The sequence below is a fragment of the Fusobacterium sp. SYSU M8D902 genome (genome assembly GCF_040199715.1).
Classification (GTDB): Bacteria; Fusobacteriota; Fusobacteriia; order Fusobacteriales; family Fusobacteriaceae; genus Fusobacterium_A.
Window position 1 is genome coordinate 1 of sequence record NZ_JBEFNA010000036.1, and the last position, 17,611, is coordinate 17,611.

Here is a 17,611-nt window from a genome sequence, read left to right on the forward strand (position 1 = left end):
AATGTTGCTTCTTTCTTCTCTACTGTTACCCCAGGCCAGTTTCCTACTTTTAATTTTGAACCTGCAATAGCATTGATCAAAGCTGATTTTCCTACGTTTGGATTCCCTGTAAATGCTAATTTTATCATTTCCTTCTCTCCTCTACTTTAATTATTCTTCAACCTTTTCTACTTCAATATTTTTTGCATCTTCTTTTCTTATTGCTATCCCTGTACTCTTCACGATATACTCTTGTGGATCCCCTAAAGGAGCATTTCTCTCTAACTTAATAGTCTCACCAGCAGTTACTCCCATATCTACTAATCTCTTCTTTAGCTCTCCAATTCTTCCAATTTTTATGATTCTAGCTTTCTCTCCGTTTTTCAAGTCACACAATTTCATTTGTTTTCCTCCATATATCAACTTTAAATTCTTTGAATTTCAAACTTTATCGGTAAATAAGAACAGCCTATACAGGCTGTTCTCGTAAGTTATATCTCTTGTAATAATATTTTATTAGCTAAACTAAAATTAAGTGCATATTTTATAGTGTCATTTACTTTTACTACAAAGCAACCACCACTGCCATTCATCACTCTTACTTTATTTCCAACACATAATCCCTTATTGACCAAACAGCATTTAGAGCCTCTTTGACCCTTTATCTCTTTAATGAGGAAATCTTTGTTTAATTCTGCAAAACATAAAGGTACCATTATAATCCCCTCCTCTTTGCATAAAGTCAATCTATCTTTTTCTCTAATAATTATATGCTATAAATAAAAAATTGTCAATATAAAACCTTTGAAAATAGAAATATTTTTTCAAAATTTGATCAATAATTCAAAAGTTTAAATATCTTTTTTACCAGATATAATTTGATGCCTCTGTAAATCCACTTGATGTAGAAAAATATTTTGCATCTACTGGTCTATCTCCACTCATCAAAACCTTACCAGCTGTTGCCTCAATAGCTTTTATTGAGTTTTCATTCTCATTTGCATTATTATAAACTTGACTCTCTGTTGTGTCTTTTACATGGAAACCATCTGCTTCATATCTATTTTTCATATAATCACTTAGTGCATATGTTCTAGCTGCTACTGCTTGAGCTTTTAAAGCTTCCAATCCAAAACTCTCTGGCATCTCACTTGGAACTACCTGTTTCAAATAATCCTCTATCTTAACCTGATTTATTACTCTTATTCCCTTTGAATTAGTTTTAGATAGATTTAACTTCATATCCCCTCTGTATCTTGGCATAGAAGTGTGTCCTCTTCTAACATCTTCCAAAGTTATGTAATAACCATGAGCAGTTATATTTACAGAATTCACTGTTTTCACTCTATGTTTACCATTTACACTTATCCACAATCTGTTTCCTTTATTTTCCACCACTATTTTTTGTTTAGCTGGGACATCTATTTTAAAACCAGATCCATTTATTCTCATCTTTCCATTACTTGATAATACTACCTTACTATGATCCATTCCCCTAGCTGAGTTAGTTATCCCAACATTTATGATTTTTCCAACTCCTTTTAGTGAATACATATTTTTTAATTTTGTATTTGGGTAATTTCTATCCAAGATCTGTTTATAGTTATAGTCGTGATTCTTAGCTAAGTCTGAAGCTGCATACTGAGACATTCCAACCCCATGACCATAACCACCACCATAGATAGCTACTCTATTACCACTGTACTCCATTGAAAAATATGCTGACGGAAATAGAGTTATATTCCTTCTTATTGGATTTGCTTGATACTCCTTAGCTCCACCCTTTGCTCCATAGAGAAGAATGTCACTGCTACTTTCAGCCCTCTTTTTATTCAGAGCAAAAAGTTTTCTAATATTTAACTCTTTTGCTATCAAATACTTATGTTCAGTTGTAGTTACCAAGATATAAGTTACAACTCCAGATCTACCTCTTCCAGCAACCTCTACATTTTTAACTCTTCCAACACTTCCAACTGTTATTTTTAGAGATTTCCAGCTTCCTTGTGAAAGTGTCAACACCTCTCTTGGTCTTCCTCTATACACAGATTCTAAATTATTTTCAATAGCCTTAAAAAAATCATCTTTATCTAAAACTACCTTCCATCTCCAATATGCTGAGTTATCTCCATACCCTCTTACCTCTAGATCTTTATAGAATTTAAGTGCTTTCTCCTCATCATCTCCTTCAAAAAAATCATATCCATATTTTTTTAAAGTGTCATTTCTAGCTATTAAATACTCTGATGGCTTCCCAGTAAAATTATTGGGAATAGGTAAGTTTCTATCCTCAAAAAAACTATAATCTAAACTGTAATCTCCACTTTTAGTTTTATTTTTCTCCACTCTAAATGGTACTTTATCTATCTCTTTATACTCTTTTGTTGAAGTACAACCTATTAGAGATACTACCAAAACAATTAACCCAACTATCTTTTTCAACACTCTTTTCTCCTCTTCTCTCTAATATAGTTTTATTCCATTTTTATCAATGTATTCTCTAACTTTTTCTAACTCCTCTTGAGTATCTACACCCAATATCTTATAAGGTGTCTCCATCACTTTTATCTTATATCCATTTTCTATAGCTCTCAACTGCTCCAATGATTCTGATAGCTCCAAAGCTGTTGGCTCCATTTTAGCATACTCTATTACAAAATCTCTCTTATATCCATAGATTCCAACATGTTTATAATAATTTTGTAAATTCAATTTTCTTGGATATGGAATAACACTTCTTGAAAAATATATAGCATATCCATTCTTATCTGTAACTACCTTTACATAATTGGGATTCTCTATATCTTCCATTGTTTCCAATTTATATTTCAATGTACTCATTGGAATGCTCTCATCCTCTTTAAAAGAGTTTATTATTGAGTTAATCATATCTTTCTCTATTAGAGGCTCATCTCCTTGAATATTTACTATCACATCATAATCCTTATATTTTTCACACACTTCTGCTATTCTACTAGTTCCATTTTCATGATCCTTTCTAGTAAGAACAACTTTTCCTCCAAATCTTTCAACCTCCTTGTAGATTCTCTCATCATCTGTTGCCACTACTACCTCATCTAAATCAGATAATTTAGCTCTTTTATACACCCACTCTACCATAGTATGACCACAAATATCTTTCAAAGGTTTACCCTCTAATCTTGTTGAGGCATATCTTGATGGTATCACTCCTAAAAATTTCATTTTACAACCTCCTAAAAATCAAGTAAAATATATAGTATAATTATATCAAATATCTTTTAATATTAAAATAGGAAGGACAAAATTATGAAAATTTATTTTATTAGACATGGTGAGACTGTTTGGAATACTCTTAGAATTTTCCAAGGCTCTTCAAACTCACCTCTTACTGAAAAAGGAAGAGAACAGGCTAAAAAATTGGGTGAAAAATTAAAAACTGTTCCTTTTACAAGTTTTTATTCTTCTCCTTTAGGAAGAACTATTGAAACATCTGAGCATATCATTGGAGATAGAGATATCAAAATAGAGTTTATTGATGAATTTAAGGAGATCTCTGTTGGAGAGATGGAGGGAGTTAATAGAGAGGAGTTTGAGGAACGTTATCCAAAACAATTCCATGATTTCTTTTTAAATCCTAAAGAGTATGATCCCACACCTTATAATGGTGAAACTTACCCTCATTTAATAGAGAGAGTTGAAAAAGGGATAAACAAAATAATATCTAAGCATAAAAAAGATGATATTGTTGCAGTAGTATCTCACGGAATAACATTGAAAGCTATATTCAAGATAGTTAATAATCTTACTCTTGAGGAGTTAGGGGAGTTCTCTGTACCTAAAAACACAAGTCTTTCAATAGTTGATTACACTGATGGTAAGTTTAGTGTAGAGCTTTTCTCTGATGTGACACATCTTGAAGGAATGGAGTAATATGAGAGCTTTTACATTAGTTTTTAATGCTTTTTTTAACTCTTTTGAAATTATAAGAAGAGCAAAGTTAAAGAAATTCTATTTCATTCCAGGATTTATAAGTATTGGATTATTTCTAATTTTTATCTGGTTGAGTAACATACTCTCATTAAATATCAGTACCTCACTAGAAAATATGTTTAAACTGCAACATTACCACTCATTTATATTCGTTTTTATTAGAATTTTAATATGGGTTTGCTCTGTTTTTTTATACTACTTAGTGTATAAATCTATTTTGATAATAGTTTTATCTCCAATTTTGAGCTATATGTCTGAAAAAGTTGAAAGCTACTTGACTGATGTTACTTTTAACTTTACAATGAGAGATAATTTTAACTTTATACTTCGTGGAATCAATATTGGTATAAAAAGTTTTTTCAAACAGATATTGGGAACTATATTAATTTTACTGCTTAGCTTTATCTTTCCCATCAATCTTATAATACCTATTTTGATCTTTCTAATACAGAGTTATTTCACAGGTTTTTCTTTTATGGATTATACTTTAGAAAGACACAATTTAACTCCTGAAGAGAGTTTGAATTTCCTAAAAAAATATAGAGTAGAGGCTACACTCTGTGGTGGTATCTTCACCCTTTTATTCTTTATACCTTTACTTGGAATCTTTCTAGCTCCAATCACCACTTGTATAGCTACAACTTCAATCACATTGGAGCTACTAAAAAAAGAGGGGATTAAGATACCAAAACTTGAAATGAAGTAATTTATTAGAAAATTATTCTATATTTAAAAAGGTCTAAAAATCAAAGAAATTTTATATTATTTCAATTTTTACAAAAATAGAAAAAATAGTGTATCAGAATCTTGAAAAATTCTGATACACTATTTATTATACAGCCATTTTTTATTGATTTAATGTTATTCTTGTTCCATCTGCCAACTCAATTATCTGAGTTTTTCCATCAGAAAATATAACTTTTCCAGTTTGATTTGAACTACGTCTCATCTCTCTTTCATAACCTTGTCCACTATAGTTATTGGCATCTGGATATCTTAATCTTGCTGGCACTCCCGATCCACTATATTTTCTATGAGCATTCTCTGCAACTGCTTGCTTTTCATAATCTCTTCTAATCTGTGTATCAAGATTGTCTAAATCTCTTTGATGTTTCAATTCACTATTTTGGTATGAATTATTTAAAATCAAAGCTGATCCACCAATAATAGCTGCTCTTGTTCCACTATTTAGACCTCCCCACCAACTTGCTTGTGCTATTGTTCCCACCAATAACATCATTCCTAATACTACTTTCCTCATTTTTTACCTCCTTAAAAATATCTCCATCACTCTATCTAATATTCCATTGATCTCTGCAATTGCCATTCCAAAATTTGTGATTGGTATATTCTTATCTGTTGATTCTTTTAATCTACTCAATGTTTCACTTCTATTCAACATACAAGAACCACAATGGATTATTAAACTATATTTTGATATATCTTTCGGAAAATCCTTCCCTGAACAATTTTCTATATTTATATCTCCAACTTTACTCTTCAAAAGCTGTGGTAATTTCTCTCTAGCTATATCCCCCTTCAATTGATGATGAGTGCAAGCTTCAGCAATCAGAATGCTATCACCAATTTTCAATTGATTTATTTTTTTAGCTCCTTCATACAAAGTCTCTAAATCCCCTTTAGCTCTCGCCATTATTATGGAGAATGATGTCAACTTTATATCTCTTCCTAATTTTTTATTTACTACTCCAAAAACTTGCGAATCAGTTATCACCAAGTCAGGTCTATTTTGAAATATCTTCAATCCCTCATCAAGATTATCAAGAGTTACAACTGTAGGTATTCCCCCGTTATCCAAGATATCTCTAATTACCTGCACTTGAGGTAGTATCAACCTTCCCTTAGGTGCTTGTATATCCTGTGGAGCCACTAATAATATCTTATCTCCAATTTTTATCTTATCCCCTATCAATCTCTCTTCGTTTATGAGCTTTGGTGAATACTCTACGAGTTTTTCCTTTATCTTTTTTATATCTTCACCACTTAATGTAGTTATCTCATTAACTTCACACTTCAATTCACTCTCTATCTCTTTTATAAAAGTGATTCTCTCTGAATCCTTCAATAAGTCTATCTTATTCAAAAGAACTATATATGGTTTCTCTCTCTTTTTAATCTCTTGAAGCCAATCTTTTTCATAATCTAAAGCTCTCTTCTCCAAAAAAATCTCACTTGATAAGACTAAGATAGCTATATCCATCTTTGCTAAGACTTCTTTTGTCTTCTCTACTCTAAGTGCACCTATCTCACTCATATCATCTACACCAGCAGTATCTATAAACACAACTGGACCTATTGGTAATAACTCCATTGCCTTATACACAGGATCTGTTGTAGTTCCTCTCATATCTGATACCAATGATATATTTTGATTTGTTATTTTATTTATAATACTTGATTTCCCAGCATTTGTTCTACCAAAGATTGCTATATGTACTCTGTTCCCCCTCGGTGTATCTATCATAACTACTCTCCCTTATTCTACTCTTTTTTTATGTCTAATTTGTGTCTAAACTTCTTGCCTTCCATCTAATGCCTTAGATATTGTAGCACTATCAGCAAACTCTATATTTCCTCCCATTGGAATTCCACTAGCTATCTTTGTCACTTTTATTCCAAAAGGCTTTAATAATTTAGTTAGATATAGAGATGTTGTCTCCCCTTCTAAATCTGGATTTAATGCTAATATTACCTCTTGTATCTCCTCAGTGGCTACTCTTTCCAATAAAGATTTAATGTTTAACTTATCTGGAGTTATTCCATTTAAAGGTGCTATCTTTCCACCTAATACATGATATAGCCCCTTGTATTTCCCCATTTTTTCAAAGGATACTATATCTCTACTATCCTCTACTACACAGATAGTTTCCTTATCTCTTAATTCATCTGAACAGATCTCACACAGATCTTTTTCACAAAAATCCCCACATTTAGGGCATCTTTTTATAACTTCCTTCGCTCCTCTAAGTGCTTCTATAAATTTTTCAACTTGCTCCTCATTCATCTCTAATATATGAAAAGCTAATCTTGCAGCACTTTTTCTTCCTATTCCTGGAAGCTTATTAAATTCATCTATCAATCTCTCTAAACTTTTTGTTGCCATTTTCACTCCTCAAACTATACTAATTATATTAATATTATCTCAAATTTTCATCTCTTCTTCAACCTTTTTTTAGCAATAAAAAATAGTTGTGTAAAGTACATACTTCACACAACTATCAATAACTAAACTATGCTTCTTTTAAAGCTTTTTTTAACTCTTTTAGAGATTTGTTGATATCTCTTCTCTCTTTTCCTAACTCAGCATTTTTGATAATATAGTCATCTACTCTATCCTCATAATCTGACTGCATATTTTCTAATATATCTACAAATTCTTCATAGTTCATATTTGGCTTTACATACTCTTTTAAGTTACATAGTAACTCCACTCTTTTTCTATTGTCTCTGATCTTTTTATCGTTATCTTCGATCTCTCTTTTTATTTTATTTTTTCTTCTCTCTTTTCTTACTAATTCTAATACGTTATCTACCATTTTTTCCCTCCATATACTACTATTTTGCTAAAAGAAGAGCTAATTCATAATCTGGTCTGAAGTCATAATTTCTCTCTCCATCCCAAGCATAAGATATTGGATGAGTTATGATTTTGTTGTTCTCTATTCCAACCATTACTCCTCCCTCTCCATTTTCTAATAATTCTACTGCTTTAGCTCCCATTCTAGTTGCTAATACTCTATCAAATCCTGAAGGAGTTCCCCCTCTTTGTACGTGTCCTAAAACAACGCTTCTAACCTCAGTAGTTATCTTCTCTTTAAGAGCATCCTCTACATCTTGAACCTTTCCTACTCCCTCAGCTACTAAAACTATATCATGTAATTTTCCTTGTTTTCTTCTCTCTTTAATTTGGAAAGCTAATAACTCAATTGGGTTATCCATTTCTGGTATTAAAAGTCCATCTCCTCCACCTGCTAAACAAGCTTGTAAAGCTAAGTCTCCTGCGTGTCTTCCCATTACTTCTACCAGTATTGTTCTCTCGTGAGATGTTGCTGTATCTCTTATTTTAGAGATAGCATCAAGTATTGTATTTAAACAAGTATCAAAACCTAGTGTATAATCTGTCCCTTTAATATCATTGTCTATAGTTCCTGGAATACCTACAACTTTTATTCCATGCTCTTTTGATAATAGGTCAGCTCCATGATAAGAACCATCTCCTCCTATTACAACTAGACCTTCTATTCCTCTTTTCTTTAAGTTTTGAGCTGCTATTGCTCTAAATTTAGGATCTTTAAATTCTAAACATCTAGCTGTTAATAAACAAGTTCCACCTCTGTCAATTATACCAGATACGTATCCTCCGTCCATTGGAAATATCTCATCATTTAGCATACCTAAGTATCCTCTTTGAATACCGTATACTTTCATTCCTTTTGCCATTGCAGTTTTTGCTGCTGCTCTAATGGCTGCATTCATTCCTGGAGCATCTCCTCCACTTGTTAAAATTGCTATTTTCTTTTCCATTACCAATAACTCTCCTTTAATTCTCATTTACAATAAAAGAACCTATTTCCCTATATTTATTATACCTATTTTCTAAAAGTTCTTCTACTGATATTTTTTCTAATTCTAAAAATGATGATAAAATGACATTTTTTAGGTTAAGAGCTATACATTTGTAATCTCTATGTGCTCCTCCTACTGGCTCCTCTATTATACCATCTATTATCTTTAATTCATATAGATTTTGTGCAGAAATTTTTAAATTTTCTGCTGCTTCGGGAGCTTTAGAGGCATCTTTATATAAAATGGCTGCACAACCCTCTGGGGAAATTACAGAATAAACTGAATTCTCCAGCATAAATATTCTGTCTGCCACACTTAGAGCAAGTGCTCCACCACTTCCACCTTCTCCTATTACAACTGATATAATAGGAACTTTTACTCCTGCCATCTCCATTAGATTTCTTGCAATGGCTTCTCCCTGTCCACGCTCTTCTGCTTCTAGACCTGGATAAGCTCCTGGAGTATCTATTAGACACAGTATTGGGATATTAAATCTCTCTGCCATCTTATATAATCTCAAGGCTTTTCTATAACCTTCAGGATTAGGCATACCAAAGTTTCTGTATAATTTTTCATCAACAGTTCTTCCTTTTTGATGACCTATTACCATAATTTTTTTCCCATCTATTCTACACAATCCACCAACTATTGCTGGATCATCTCCAAACAATCTATCTCCATGAAGCTCTATAAAATCTGTTGTCATATTTTCAATATAATCTAAAGTATATGGTCTCTCTGGGTGTCTTGAAACAAAAACTTTGTCCCAAGAGCTCAAATTCTTATACTTTTCTTTTAATTTTGCCTCATACTCTTTCTCTAATTTCTCAATCTGCTCTTTTAAATCGATTCCTTTTTCTTTAGAAAAACTCTCTAACTCATTTATCTTACTCTTTATTTCAAGTAACTCTTTTTCAAATTCCATTTTTCCTCCCAATGCTACCCTATCAAATTATTTAAAATGGTATATAGTGTATTTTTCATATCCTCTCTCTTTGTTATTACATCAACCATTCCATTTTTCAATAAAAACTCACTCGTTTGAAATTCATCAGGAAGTTTCTGTTTAATTGTCTGCTCTATAACCCTTCTTCCAGCAAATCCTATTGTAGCTTTAGGTTCACTCACTATTATATCTCCCAACATAGCAAATGAAGCTGTTACTCCACCAGTAGTAGGATTTACAGGTATTGCTATATATGGTATCCCTGCTGCTCTCAATCTCTCTGCTGCTGCTGAAGTCTTTGTCATCTGCATCAATGAGAACAATCCCTCATGCATTCTAGCTCCTCCAGATGTACACACAACTATTACTGGAATTTTTCTCTCTAATCCTCTCTCCATTGCTCTAGTTATCTTCTCACCAACAACAGATCCCATACTTCCACCCATAAAGTTGAAGTCCATCACTGCTATACTGACCTCTATTCCCTTTATAGTTCCTGTTCCAGAGATCACTCCCTCATTCATTCCACAATCCTCTTGAGCTTTTTTATTCTTTTCCTCATAGTTAGGAAAATTTAACGGATTGTTAGAGAATAGATTGGCATCCTCTTCTACAAAACTATCCTTATCTATCAATAATTCTATTCTCTCTCTAGCTGTCATTCTAAAATAATAATCACACTTCGGACATTTTTTTTGATTCTTTTCAAGATCCTCTTTATACAATATCTCCTGACACTCTGGACATTTTACCCAAAGCCCTGTTGGATTATTATCTATATGTTTGCTCTCCTCTTTTTTACTCTCTTCTTTATCTTCTATTGTTAATGTTACATACTTTTTTCTACTATTTAATGAAAAATTCTTTTTACTTAAAGAAAAAAATCCCATTTTTGCCTCCTCTTATTCCCCTTGCCGATATTTAATTTTATCGGATTTTTTCAATTATTTCAATAATTATTTGCTTTTACTCCATTAATATTATAAAATAAAATTAATAACAAGCCTTTAAACTGTTTAAAATTGGGGCTTTATAGAATACACTTGTATTTTAAAATTTTTTTAATTTTTTTTGGAGGGAATTTTTTATGAAAACATTTTTACTTTTTATTGCTATAATTTCTTTTAGTTTAACTGGTTGTACTTCAATTAATAATTTTATTGATGAAAATCTACCTAAAAAAAATCCTACTATACCTATTGCCTTACAGGAACAGATTGCTACTAAGATCAATCCTGAAAATGAATTATTTGCTGTTGGTTACTCTGGAATTGATAAAAGTGGAGCTTTAATTGCTCAGGCTAAAGCTAACAAAAATGCTAAAGAACTACTAAAGGAGCAGATTAAAAAAGAGGTTAAAATTAACTTTAATACTTTTATGTTGAATACTGATACTTACTCAAAAGGTATTATCTCTCCTGTACTAAACGATCTATCTGATTATGTTATAGATCTATCCTTAAAATCTGCTACTCAAAAGGGAGCTTGGGAGAATGATTCATCAGTATACTCTCTATTTGCTGTTGATAGAGAGAAGATCAATCAAGTTTCTAAACAAGTTTTCACTGGATATTTAAGTGATATTTCTGGAAAATTAAATAATATTAAAAATAAAATTGGAGATATACAGATTGGAGCTCCTATAAAAAATGGTGAGAATCAATCTGAAGATGATGAAATAATTGATTAAAATTTAATTTTTAGGGGGAAATTATTTGGGTGTTGATAAGATAAGTTTAATTAATAAACAGGAGATTGAAGAGGTCACTACCTTTTTAAAAAAATTTGATTTAAAATATGATAAAAATATTGACTATACAGTTATTATTCGAGATAATAACAAGATTATTGCAACTGCTTCTAAAGAGAAAAATATTGTTAAATGTTTTGCCATAGATAGTAGCTGTCAAGGTGAAGGACTATCTACCCAACTCCTTACAAATATTATAAATAAGATGTTTGATGAGGGGTTTCTAAATAGCAAAGTCTTTACCAAGATAGAAAATCAAGAGCTTTTTAGAGGTATGGGCTATAGAGAGATAGCTCATACTGATAAAGTTATTCTTATGGAGATGGGAAATAAGAGTATTCTCAAAGTATTGGAAAAGATTAAAACTAACTATAATATTGACACAAATGAAAAAAGAGCTATGCTTGTTATGAATTGTAATCCCTTTACCTTAGGACATCAATTTCTTATTGAAAAAGTAGCTTCAGAAAACAAAGAGGTCTTAGTTTTTGTAGTTGAAGAGGATAGATCTATCTTCCCATTTAAAGTCAGGTATGAACTTGTAAAAAAGGGAACAACTCATCTAAAAAATGTGAAAGTTATCCCAGGTACTGACTATCTCATCTCATCTGCAACTTTTCCCAACTATTTCCTAAAGAGAGAAGATGATCATTTAGCTGAGTACACAAAGCTAGATGCTACAATCTGTGGTGAAAAGTTTGGAAAGATACTGAATATAGATAGAAGATATGTGGGAGATGAACCTAATTGTAAAGTTACTAATCACTATAACGAGATGTTAAAAAACACTCTTCCAAAGTTCGGTATTGAAGTTATTGTTATTCCAAGAAAGAAGATAGATGGTAAGATTATCAGTGCCTCTTATGTAAGAGAGTTACTCAAGTCTAAAAATTTTGAGGAGCTTAAAACTTTAGTTCCAACTACTACATTTGATTTTTTAACTAGTTCTGAAGGAAAGGAGATAGGAGAAAAACTCAGAATGCAGGTTTCTCCTTGTTAATATGTTTGATTTAAATAAATTTTTAGATGACAGAGAGAAAAGAGTACAGTTACAAAACTCACTTTTAGAGAGATATTCACTTCCTCTTCTCACCATTAGAGCTAATTATCCAGGAGAAAATAAGTGGGAAAGTATACCTATTGAGATAACAGAGATTGTGGCTAAAGAGATGGAAATACTCTTCAAAGAGAGATTGATAAAAAAAGAGGTTATTGAAAATTTAGAGGGAAAAATATATCTTTACTTTATAAATTTAGATCCCAAGTCTATAAAAGAACTAACTATACAGTTTGAAGAGAAACATATTTTAGGTAGATGTGTAGATTTAGATGTTTATACAACTGAAGGTACAGGTATCTCTAGAAGTGACTTCAATCTTCCCAAGAGAAAATGTCTCATCTGTGATGATTTAGCTTTCGCCTGTGGTAGAAGTATGAAACACTCTCATTCTGAGATTAAAGATAAGATTAACTCTAAATATATAGCATACCAAAATTTCTTAAAAAGACGTGAAGTTACTATCAATACAATAGCTGATCTCTCTTTGGAAAGTATGATTTATGAGGTATCTAGTTTTCCTGGTTTTGGTCTAGTTACACCTCTTACTCAAGGGGCTCATAAAGATATGAATCTCCTTACCTTTTTAAAAAGCTCTTTTATACTAAAAGATGGTTTTAAAAAGATGGCTGAAATAACATTTTCAGATCTTCCTTTAGATATTGCTTTCAAAAGGCTTAGAGAGATTGGAAAAGAAACTGAGAAAAAGATGTTTCAAGCAACTGATGGGGTAAATACTCACAAAGGTATGATATTTCTTTTAGGAATAGTGGTGGGAGCTACTTCTCGTACTCTCTATCAAAATAAAGATTTCAAAAATATTCAAACTCTCATATCTCAAATGACTAGGGATATACTTAAGGATTTTGAAAACATTGACACAAAAAAAACTCTCACTCATGGAGAAAAACTTTTTCTCTCTCATAAATTCACTGGAATACGTGGAGAGGTAAAAAATGGATTGGATATCATTTTTAGTGGTGCTCTTCTTGTTTTTAATTCTGCATTAAAAGAGAGTGCTGATATAAATAAAGCCTCAGTTCACACTCTGATATATCTAATGAGCAAGGTGATGGATAGTACCATTGTCTATCGTCATAATTTAGAGGTATTAGAAGATGTTAAAAAAGAGATGAAAGCTATTTTTGAAAGTGGTGGAGTATTCAATTACAGTTTAGATTTTTTATTTGAATTGGAGAATAAGTATATTCAAAAAAATATAAGTCCAGGGGGAAGTGCTGATCTATTGGCGGTTACCATATTTTTTCATAAGATCTTAACTTACTTTTACTAACGAGGTGAAAAAAATGAAAAAGGGAAAAGTATTTTTAATTCTATTTCCTCTATTTTTAGGAATTGGAATCTATCTATTATATCGAAGTAAAAATCTATTTTACTTCAAGTTTTTTTCAACCCATCCTGTAATATATGAGCATATAATCTCATTGAGAGAGTTGGCTTGGTCCTATCGTAAACACCTACCTCTTTGGAGTGTCTACTCACTTCCAGATGGACTGTGGTTATTCTCCTTTGGAGCTGCTCTACTTGTGGATAGAAAATTTTATACTATACATTTCATAATATTTACACTTATTTATATGTTTATGGTGGGTTTGGAGTTTGTTCAAAAATATTTTGGTGGGCATGGAACTATGTTAGGAACTTTTGATTACTTAGATATTGTTTTTTTCACTTGTGGATATATGTGTATATCTCTAATCTCCATTTTACTTCATAAATTACAAAAAAACAGTTTTTTTAATGAGATCCATCTTACAAAAAAAGATGAACTAATTGAAGATCTTAAATTTTCTATAATTTTTTTAATTTTAGGAGTTTTACCTAGCCTATTCTAAGGCTAGGTTTTTTATTTATTTTAAATAATTCTAAATTTTTATGGAATTTTGTGGTATAATCTAAAAAGAGTAAAAATTAAAAGGTGGTAAGGAATGTTAAATAAAGGTATTATAAAAAAAATTGACGGAAATAAAATTATTGTTAAACTTTATAAAGATACAGCTTGTTCACACTGCAGTGGTTGTAGTGGAGATAGTAAATATGGTAAGGATTTTGAATTTACAACTGATATGAAAGCTGAAATTGGAGATACTGTCACTTTTGAAATCTCAGCTGGTAAAGTTATAAAAGCTGCTTCAATTGCCTATGTTTTTCCTGCTATCGCAATGATTGCTGGTTACTTCTTCGGTGAAAAAATCCTGAATCTTTCTGAGAACAAAAGTATTGTATTTAGTTTTGTTGCTTTACTTCTCTCTTTTGTGGCTCTATTCTTCTATGATAAATTAGTTGTTAAAAAAAGACCTAATGCAGAAATAGAGATTATCTCAATTGAAAAAGAAGACACTTCAACTATGACAGATAGTTGTAAAAATAAAAATGCTTGGTAAAAAATCAACTGCATCTATTCTCTTATTTTACAAGATATAGCTGCAGTTTTTTTATTGTGTAATCTTTTTATGTATGATATAATTAAAATCTATCTTATTTTTAAAGAGGTATATTATGGATAAATTAGAGATTAAAATTATTAGTACTATTGATAGTATTGGTCCCACATTTATATCAAAATTAGCAAATAGAATACTTGAAAATCAAAATTTAGTAAAAGAGTGTGTTAAAAAATTAGTAGCTGAAAAGATTTTAGAGCGTGTTGAAAATATTATGGTCTCTTATAAAACCAAAGAGGCAAACACTGTAACAAAGCACAGAAATCACACCTATTACAAACTTACTAAAAAAGGTGAGCAATTAGCTAAATCTTTGGCTATAACTGACAACTCTGTAAGAGAAGCTTTTAAAACTTATAACAAAGCTCTTCAAAATATTTTGGATAATCCTGAGTCTATGGAATCAACTTCAATAGATTGTGTTATTGATTTTCCATATTCTCAGGAGAATCCTATAAAAAATATTCTTAAAGAAGAGTTTTTTACCTTAGAAAAAACCTATGATAAAACAGTAACTTTAAGAGGAAAGGTAGAAAAAAATAAAATTGAAAAAATTAAATTACTACCTAATGTTGTGGTCTTGAGCTAAATTTTTCTTTAATCTAGCTCCTGTATTCCACCACCATTGACAAAGATAACTTGTCCACTTGTCCAAGCTGATGCTGGACTTGCAAAGTATAATACAGTCATAGCTATATCCTCTACATCTCCCAATCTTTTTAGTGGAGTATTTTTCAACATATTTTTCTCTATTTCAGGAGTAAGAACACTTGCTAAAGCTCTTGTCTTTATAGCTCCAGGTCCTATTGCATTAACTCTTATCTCAGGTCCTAAATCATATGAAGCATATTTTGTCATCTGATTTACTGCTGCTTTAGAACTTCCATATATTATCATATCGTGACTTACCATATCAGAAGACATTGAACTTATATTTATAATTGAACCATATCCATCTTTTTTCATATATGGAGCACATAACTTAGTTAGAATAATTCCACTGAATACATTTAATGTATAAATTTTTGTGATGTATTCTAGAGTAAGAGATTCAATATTTTCACGACCTCCTCCTCCACCTCCAGCATTATTTACTAGAATATTAACTTTACCAAATTTTTCAACTGTAGTTTTCACTAGATTTTCTAGTTCCTCTTCAAATAAAACATTACATTTTATTCCTAAAGCTTCAACACCATATTTTTTAGCCTCTTCTGCTACAGCTTTAGCTTTCTCTTCATCTAGATCACTACAAACTACATTTGCTCCTGCTTCAGCTAATTTTAAAGCACTGGCTTTTCCTATTCCATCTCCAGCACCAGTAACTATAGCTACTTTTCCCTTTAAATCATATGCATCTGTTATCTTCATAACCATCACTCCTTACAATAAAGAATTTTTAATTTAATCTTCTTCTGTTCAAATGTTTATTAAATATAAAATAAAATGTAATACAAGAAGCTACTGTTCCACACATATCTGCTATTGGTTGAGCATAGAAAGCTGATCTAGCTATAAAAAATAGTGGTAGTAGATATGTACTTAACATATATGTAAATTTTCTAAAAATAGATAGACAAAAGGCTGTTTTTACCCTTCCTACAGCAGTAAATCCATCTACAAAACAGTACTGAAATGAGAGTGGAATAACTGCTAAAACACTTGCATTTATACCCCATAATGAAAGATTTACCAATCTCTCCTCTGAAGTAAAAAAATGTACAAATCCTGGAGCTAGATACTTAGTCAAAATAAACATAGTCGTTGTTAATAAAAGAGCAAAAATCAGTGTGTATTTTTCAGCTAATTTTACTCTAGTTATATCTCTAGCACCATAGTTATAACTCAATATTGGTTGAGTTCCATTAGTTAAACCCAAAAGAGGTCCCGTTATCAGTAGCAGATAGCTTTGAATTATTGTAGCTGCTGATATTAATAGATCTCCCTCTCCTCTCCCACCAAATTTTTGTAGCATAGAGTTTAATATAATTAATATCAAACTATCTGTTGCCAAAATAAAAAATGGTGAAAATCCAAATGTTACAATCTTTTTTATCAAATTTAGTGAGTAGTTTCCATAGGTAATCTTAATTGGAATTCTCTTTCCTGTTAAAAATAAAAAGGCAAATAAAAAGGAGCAAAATTGAGATATTACTGTTGCCCAAGCTGCTCCAGCCACACCCATTTTAAAAACAAATATGAATATGGTATCTAAAATTATATTCATAATTGCACCTATAATTACTGTTAACATTCCAATAGTTGAGAATCCCTGACAGGTTATAAAAAAGTTTAATCCTATTGCCATTATTGCAAAAAAACTTCCAAGAGTATATATTGTTAAATATGTATTTGCATATGGAAATGTTATACTACTTGCCCCAAATAACATAATCAATCTATCTTTTATCATTAAAAAAAGAATAGTCAATACTACTCCAATCACTGATAGACCTAAGAAACTATTTGATAAAATTCTCTTAGCCTCTTCATTTTCATTTGCTCCCATCTTTATTGACATATTGATCGATCCCCCTAGTCCAATCAAGGTACCGAAGGATGCTAAAAAAGTGACAATAGGTCCACAAACCCCAACTCCAGCTAATGCAAGTCCTCCTATATCTGGAATATTACCAATATACATTCTATCTATTATACTGTATAATAGGTTTACCAATTGAGATAACATTGCTGGTATTGCTAATTTTAATACAAGACTTAAAATCGAATCCCTTCCTAAGTCGTTTGATATTTTCATCATTATCTCCCCCATAACAATCAGTTTCTGTTAACTTTAATTTATCTGAACCACTCCTAATCCTTTGTAGTATAATAATTTGTCGAAGATTATTTTTCCT

At 31.2% G+C, this 17,611-nt stretch carries 22 protein-coding genes; 8 read left to right on the top strand and 14 right to left on the bottom strand.

All coding sequences use genetic code 11. The features are described 5' to 3' along the window. From ABNK64_RS10015 to kdsB, 5 genes are all read right to left on the bottom strand, one after another. Positions 1-128, bottom strand: a 128-nt coding sequence (locus ABNK64_RS10015) for a FeoB small GTPase domain-containing protein (RefSeq protein ID WP_300343294.1), incomplete at its 3' end; no start/stop codon positions are given. A gap of 22 nt (positions 129-150) precedes the next feature. Further along, the gene (locus tag ABNK64_RS10020; RefSeq protein ID WP_291255016.1) at positions 151-381 is read right to left on the bottom strand and encodes a FeoA family protein; all 231 of its coding nucleotides are present in this window, start codon (positions 379-381) and stop codon (positions 151-153) included. Positions 382-470: 89 nt separating this feature from the next. Next, positions 471-695, bottom strand: coding sequence for a FeoA domain-containing protein (locus ABNK64_RS10025; protein ID WP_300341238.1), 225 nt, complete (start codon positions 693-695; stop codon positions 471-473). A 148-nt stretch (positions 696-843) separates the two neighbouring features. Then, positions 844-2,421 (bottom strand): SpoIID/LytB domain-containing protein, encoded by a 1,578-nt coding sequence (locus ABNK64_RS10030; protein ID WP_349764277.1) that lies wholly within the window; start codon positions 2,419-2,421, stop codon positions 844-846. Between the two features lie 18 nt (positions 2,422-2,439). Then, the gene (kdsB, locus tag ABNK64_RS10035; protein WP_300341232.1) at positions 2,440-3,180 is read right to left on the bottom strand and encodes a 3-deoxy-manno-octulosonate cytidylyltransferase; all 741 of its coding nucleotides are present in this window, start codon (positions 3,178-3,180) and stop codon (positions 2,440-2,442) included. 84 nt (positions 3,181-3,264) lie between these two features. On the opposite strand from kdsB, the gene ABNK64_RS10040 reads away from it, so the two are divergent. Further along, positions 3,265-3,888, top strand: coding sequence for a histidine phosphatase family protein (locus tag ABNK64_RS10040; RefSeq protein ID WP_300391280.1), 624 nt, complete (start codon positions 3,265-3,267; stop codon positions 3,886-3,888). A 1-nt stretch (position 3,889) separates the two neighbouring features. Beyond that, entirely contained in the window at positions 3,890-4,654 is a 765-nt protein-coding gene (locus ABNK64_RS10045; protein WP_349764278.1) for an EI24 domain-containing protein, read from the top strand. Between the two features lie 141 nt (positions 4,655-4,795). On the opposite strand, the gene ABNK64_RS10050 is transcribed toward ABNK64_RS10045, so the two are convergent. From ABNK64_RS10050 to accD, 7 genes are all read right to left on the bottom strand, one after another. After that, on the bottom strand, positions 4,796-5,209 hold the full coding sequence (locus ABNK64_RS10050; RefSeq protein ID WP_291255010.1) for a hypothetical protein: 414 nt from the start codon (positions 5,207-5,209) through the stop codon (positions 4,796-4,798). Between the two features lie 3 nt (positions 5,210-5,212). Beyond that, positions 5,213-6,433: a [FeFe] hydrogenase H-cluster maturation GTPase HydF gene (hydF, locus tag ABNK64_RS10055; protein WP_349764279.1), complete on the bottom strand. Its 1,221-nt coding sequence runs from the start codon at positions 6,431-6,433 to the stop codon at positions 5,213-5,215. 45 nt (positions 6,434-6,478) lie between these two features. Continuing rightward, entirely contained in the window at positions 6,479-7,072 is a 594-nt protein-coding gene (gene recR / locus ABNK64_RS10060; protein WP_291255008.1) for a recombination mediator RecR, read from the bottom strand. A gap of 127 nt (positions 7,073-7,199) precedes the next feature. After that, positions 7,200-7,505 (bottom strand): DUF496 family protein, encoded by a 306-nt coding sequence (locus tag ABNK64_RS10065; RefSeq protein ID WP_291255007.1) that lies wholly within the window; start codon positions 7,503-7,505, stop codon positions 7,200-7,202. A gap of 19 nt (positions 7,506-7,524) precedes the next feature. After that, positions 7,525-8,493 (bottom strand): 6-phosphofructokinase, encoded by a 969-nt coding sequence (pfkA, locus tag ABNK64_RS10070; RefSeq protein ID WP_291255006.1) that lies wholly within the window; start codon positions 8,491-8,493, stop codon positions 7,525-7,527. 16 nt (positions 8,494-8,509) lie between these two features. Further along, entirely contained in the window at positions 8,510-9,460 is a 951-nt protein-coding gene (locus ABNK64_RS10075) for an acetyl-CoA carboxylase carboxyltransferase subunit alpha (RefSeq protein ID WP_291255005.1), read from the bottom strand. Positions 9,461-9,474: 14 nt separating this feature from the next. Next, positions 9,475-10,371, bottom strand: a complete 897-nt coding sequence (gene accD, locus ABNK64_RS10080) for an acetyl-CoA carboxylase, carboxyltransferase subunit beta (RefSeq protein ID WP_349764280.1) — start codon at positions 10,369-10,371, stop codon at positions 9,475-9,477. Positions 10,372-10,568: 197 nt separating this feature from the next. Between accD and ABNK64_RS10085 the strand changes: the two genes are divergently transcribed. From ABNK64_RS10085 to ABNK64_RS10110, 6 genes are all read left to right on the top strand, one after another. Continuing rightward, positions 10,569-11,171: a hypothetical protein gene (locus ABNK64_RS10085; protein WP_291255003.1), complete on the top strand. Its 603-nt coding sequence runs from the start codon at positions 10,569-10,571 to the stop codon at positions 11,169-11,171. Between the two features lie 25 nt (positions 11,172-11,196). Then, a complete protein-coding gene (gene citC / locus ABNK64_RS10090; RefSeq protein WP_349764281.1) occupies positions 11,197-12,231 on the top strand; it encodes a [citrate (pro-3S)-lyase] ligase in 1,035 nt (344 codons plus the stop codon). A 1-nt stretch (position 12,232) separates the two neighbouring features. Continuing rightward, the gene (gene citX / locus ABNK64_RS10095) at positions 12,233-13,582 is read left to right on the top strand and encodes a citrate lyase holo-[acyl-carrier protein] synthase (protein WP_349764282.1); all 1,350 of its coding nucleotides are present in this window, start codon (positions 12,233-12,235) and stop codon (positions 13,580-13,582) included. Positions 13,583-13,595: 13 nt separating this feature from the next. Then, positions 13,596-14,144, top strand: coding sequence for a hypothetical protein (locus tag ABNK64_RS10100; protein ID WP_291255000.1), 549 nt, complete (start codon positions 13,596-13,598; stop codon positions 14,142-14,144). Between the two features lie 93 nt (positions 14,145-14,237). Next, complete coding sequence (locus ABNK64_RS10105; RefSeq protein WP_291254999.1) at positions 14,238-14,693, top strand: SoxR reducing system RseC family protein; 456 nt, start codon at positions 14,238-14,240, stop codon at positions 14,691-14,693. 115 nt (positions 14,694-14,808) lie between these two features. After that, positions 14,809-15,342 (top strand): DUF2250 domain-containing protein, encoded by a 534-nt coding sequence (locus tag ABNK64_RS10110; protein ID WP_300341199.1) that lies wholly within the window; start codon positions 14,809-14,811, stop codon positions 15,340-15,342. 8 nt (positions 15,343-15,350) lie between these two features. Here ABNK64_RS10110 and ABNK64_RS10115 read toward each other — a convergent pair whose 3' ends face one another. Together ABNK64_RS10115 and ABNK64_RS10120 are read right to left on the bottom strand one after the other, a co-directional pair. After that, entirely contained in the window at positions 15,351-16,124 is a 774-nt protein-coding gene (locus ABNK64_RS10115; RefSeq protein ID WP_300341196.1) for a glucose 1-dehydrogenase, read from the bottom strand. A gap of 28 nt (positions 16,125-16,152) precedes the next feature. Next, complete coding sequence (locus tag ABNK64_RS10120; RefSeq protein ID WP_349764283.1) at positions 16,153-17,514, bottom strand: MATE family efflux transporter; 1,362 nt, start codon at positions 17,512-17,514, stop codon at positions 16,153-16,155. Positions 17,515-17,611 lie beyond the last annotated feature (97 nt).

Excerpts from the sequence above, each read along its gene's own strand:
- ABNK64_RS10020 (WP_291255016.1), bottom strand. The coding sequence starts at position 381 with ATGAAATTGTGTGACTTGAAAAACGGAGAGAAAGCTAGAATCATAAAA.
- ABNK64_RS10025 (WP_300341238.1), bottom strand. The coding sequence starts at position 695 with ATGGTACCTTTATGTTTTGCAGAATTAAACAAAGATTTCCTCATTAAA.
- kdsB (WP_300341232.1), bottom strand. The coding sequence starts at position 3,180 with ATGAAATTTTTAGGAGTGATACCATCAAGATATGCCTCAACAAGATTA.
- ABNK64_RS10040 (WP_300391280.1), top strand. The coding sequence starts at position 3,265 with ATGAAAATTTATTTTATTAGACATGGTGAGACTGTTTGGAATACTCTT.
- ABNK64_RS10045 (WP_349764278.1), top strand. The coding sequence starts at position 3,890 with ATGAGAGCTTTTACATTAGTTTTTAATGCTTTTTTTAACTCTTTTGAA.
- ABNK64_RS10050 (WP_291255010.1), bottom strand. The coding sequence starts at position 5,209 with ATGAGGAAAGTAGTATTAGGAATGATGTTATTGGTGGGAACAATAGCA.
- hydF (WP_349764279.1), bottom strand. The coding sequence starts at position 6,433 with ATGATAGATACACCGAGGGGGAACAGAGTACATATAGCAATCTTTGGT.
- recR (WP_291255008.1), bottom strand. The coding sequence starts at position 7,072 with ATGGCAACAAAAAGTTTAGAGAGATTGATAGATGAATTTAATAAGCTT.
- ABNK64_RS10065 (WP_291255007.1), bottom strand. The coding sequence starts at position 7,505 with ATGGTAGATAACGTATTAGAATTAGTAAGAAAAGAGAGAAGAAAAAAT.
- pfkA (WP_291255006.1), bottom strand. The coding sequence starts at position 8,493 with ATGGAAAAGAAAATAGCAATTTTAACAAGTGGAGGAGATGCTCCAGGA.
- ABNK64_RS10075 (WP_291255005.1), bottom strand. The coding sequence starts at position 9,460 with ATGGAATTTGAAAAAGAGTTACTTGAAATAAAGAGTAAGATAAATGAG.
- accD (WP_349764280.1), bottom strand. The coding sequence starts at position 10,371 with ATGGGATTTTTTTCTTTAAGTAAAAAGAATTTTTCATTAAATAGTAGA.
- ABNK64_RS10085 (WP_291255003.1), top strand. The coding sequence starts at position 10,569 with ATGAAAACATTTTTACTTTTTATTGCTATAATTTCTTTTAGTTTAACT.
- citX (WP_349764282.1), top strand. The coding sequence starts at position 12,233 with ATGTTTGATTTAAATAAATTTTTAGATGACAGAGAGAAAAGAGTACAG.
- ABNK64_RS10100 (WP_291255000.1), top strand. The coding sequence starts at position 13,596 with ATGAAAAAGGGAAAAGTATTTTTAATTCTATTTCCTCTATTTTTAGGA.
- ABNK64_RS10105 (WP_291254999.1), top strand. The coding sequence starts at position 14,238 with ATGTTAAATAAAGGTATTATAAAAAAAATTGACGGAAATAAAATTATT.
- ABNK64_RS10110 (WP_300341199.1), top strand. The coding sequence starts at position 14,809 with ATGGATAAATTAGAGATTAAAATTATTAGTACTATTGATAGTATTGGT.
- ABNK64_RS10115 (WP_300341196.1), bottom strand. The coding sequence starts at position 16,124 with ATGAAGATAACAGATGCATATGATTTAAAGGGAAAAGTAGCTATAGTT.
- ABNK64_RS10120 (WP_349764283.1), bottom strand. The coding sequence starts at position 17,514 with ATGATGAAAATATCAAACGACTTAGGAAGGGATTCGATTTTAAGTCTT.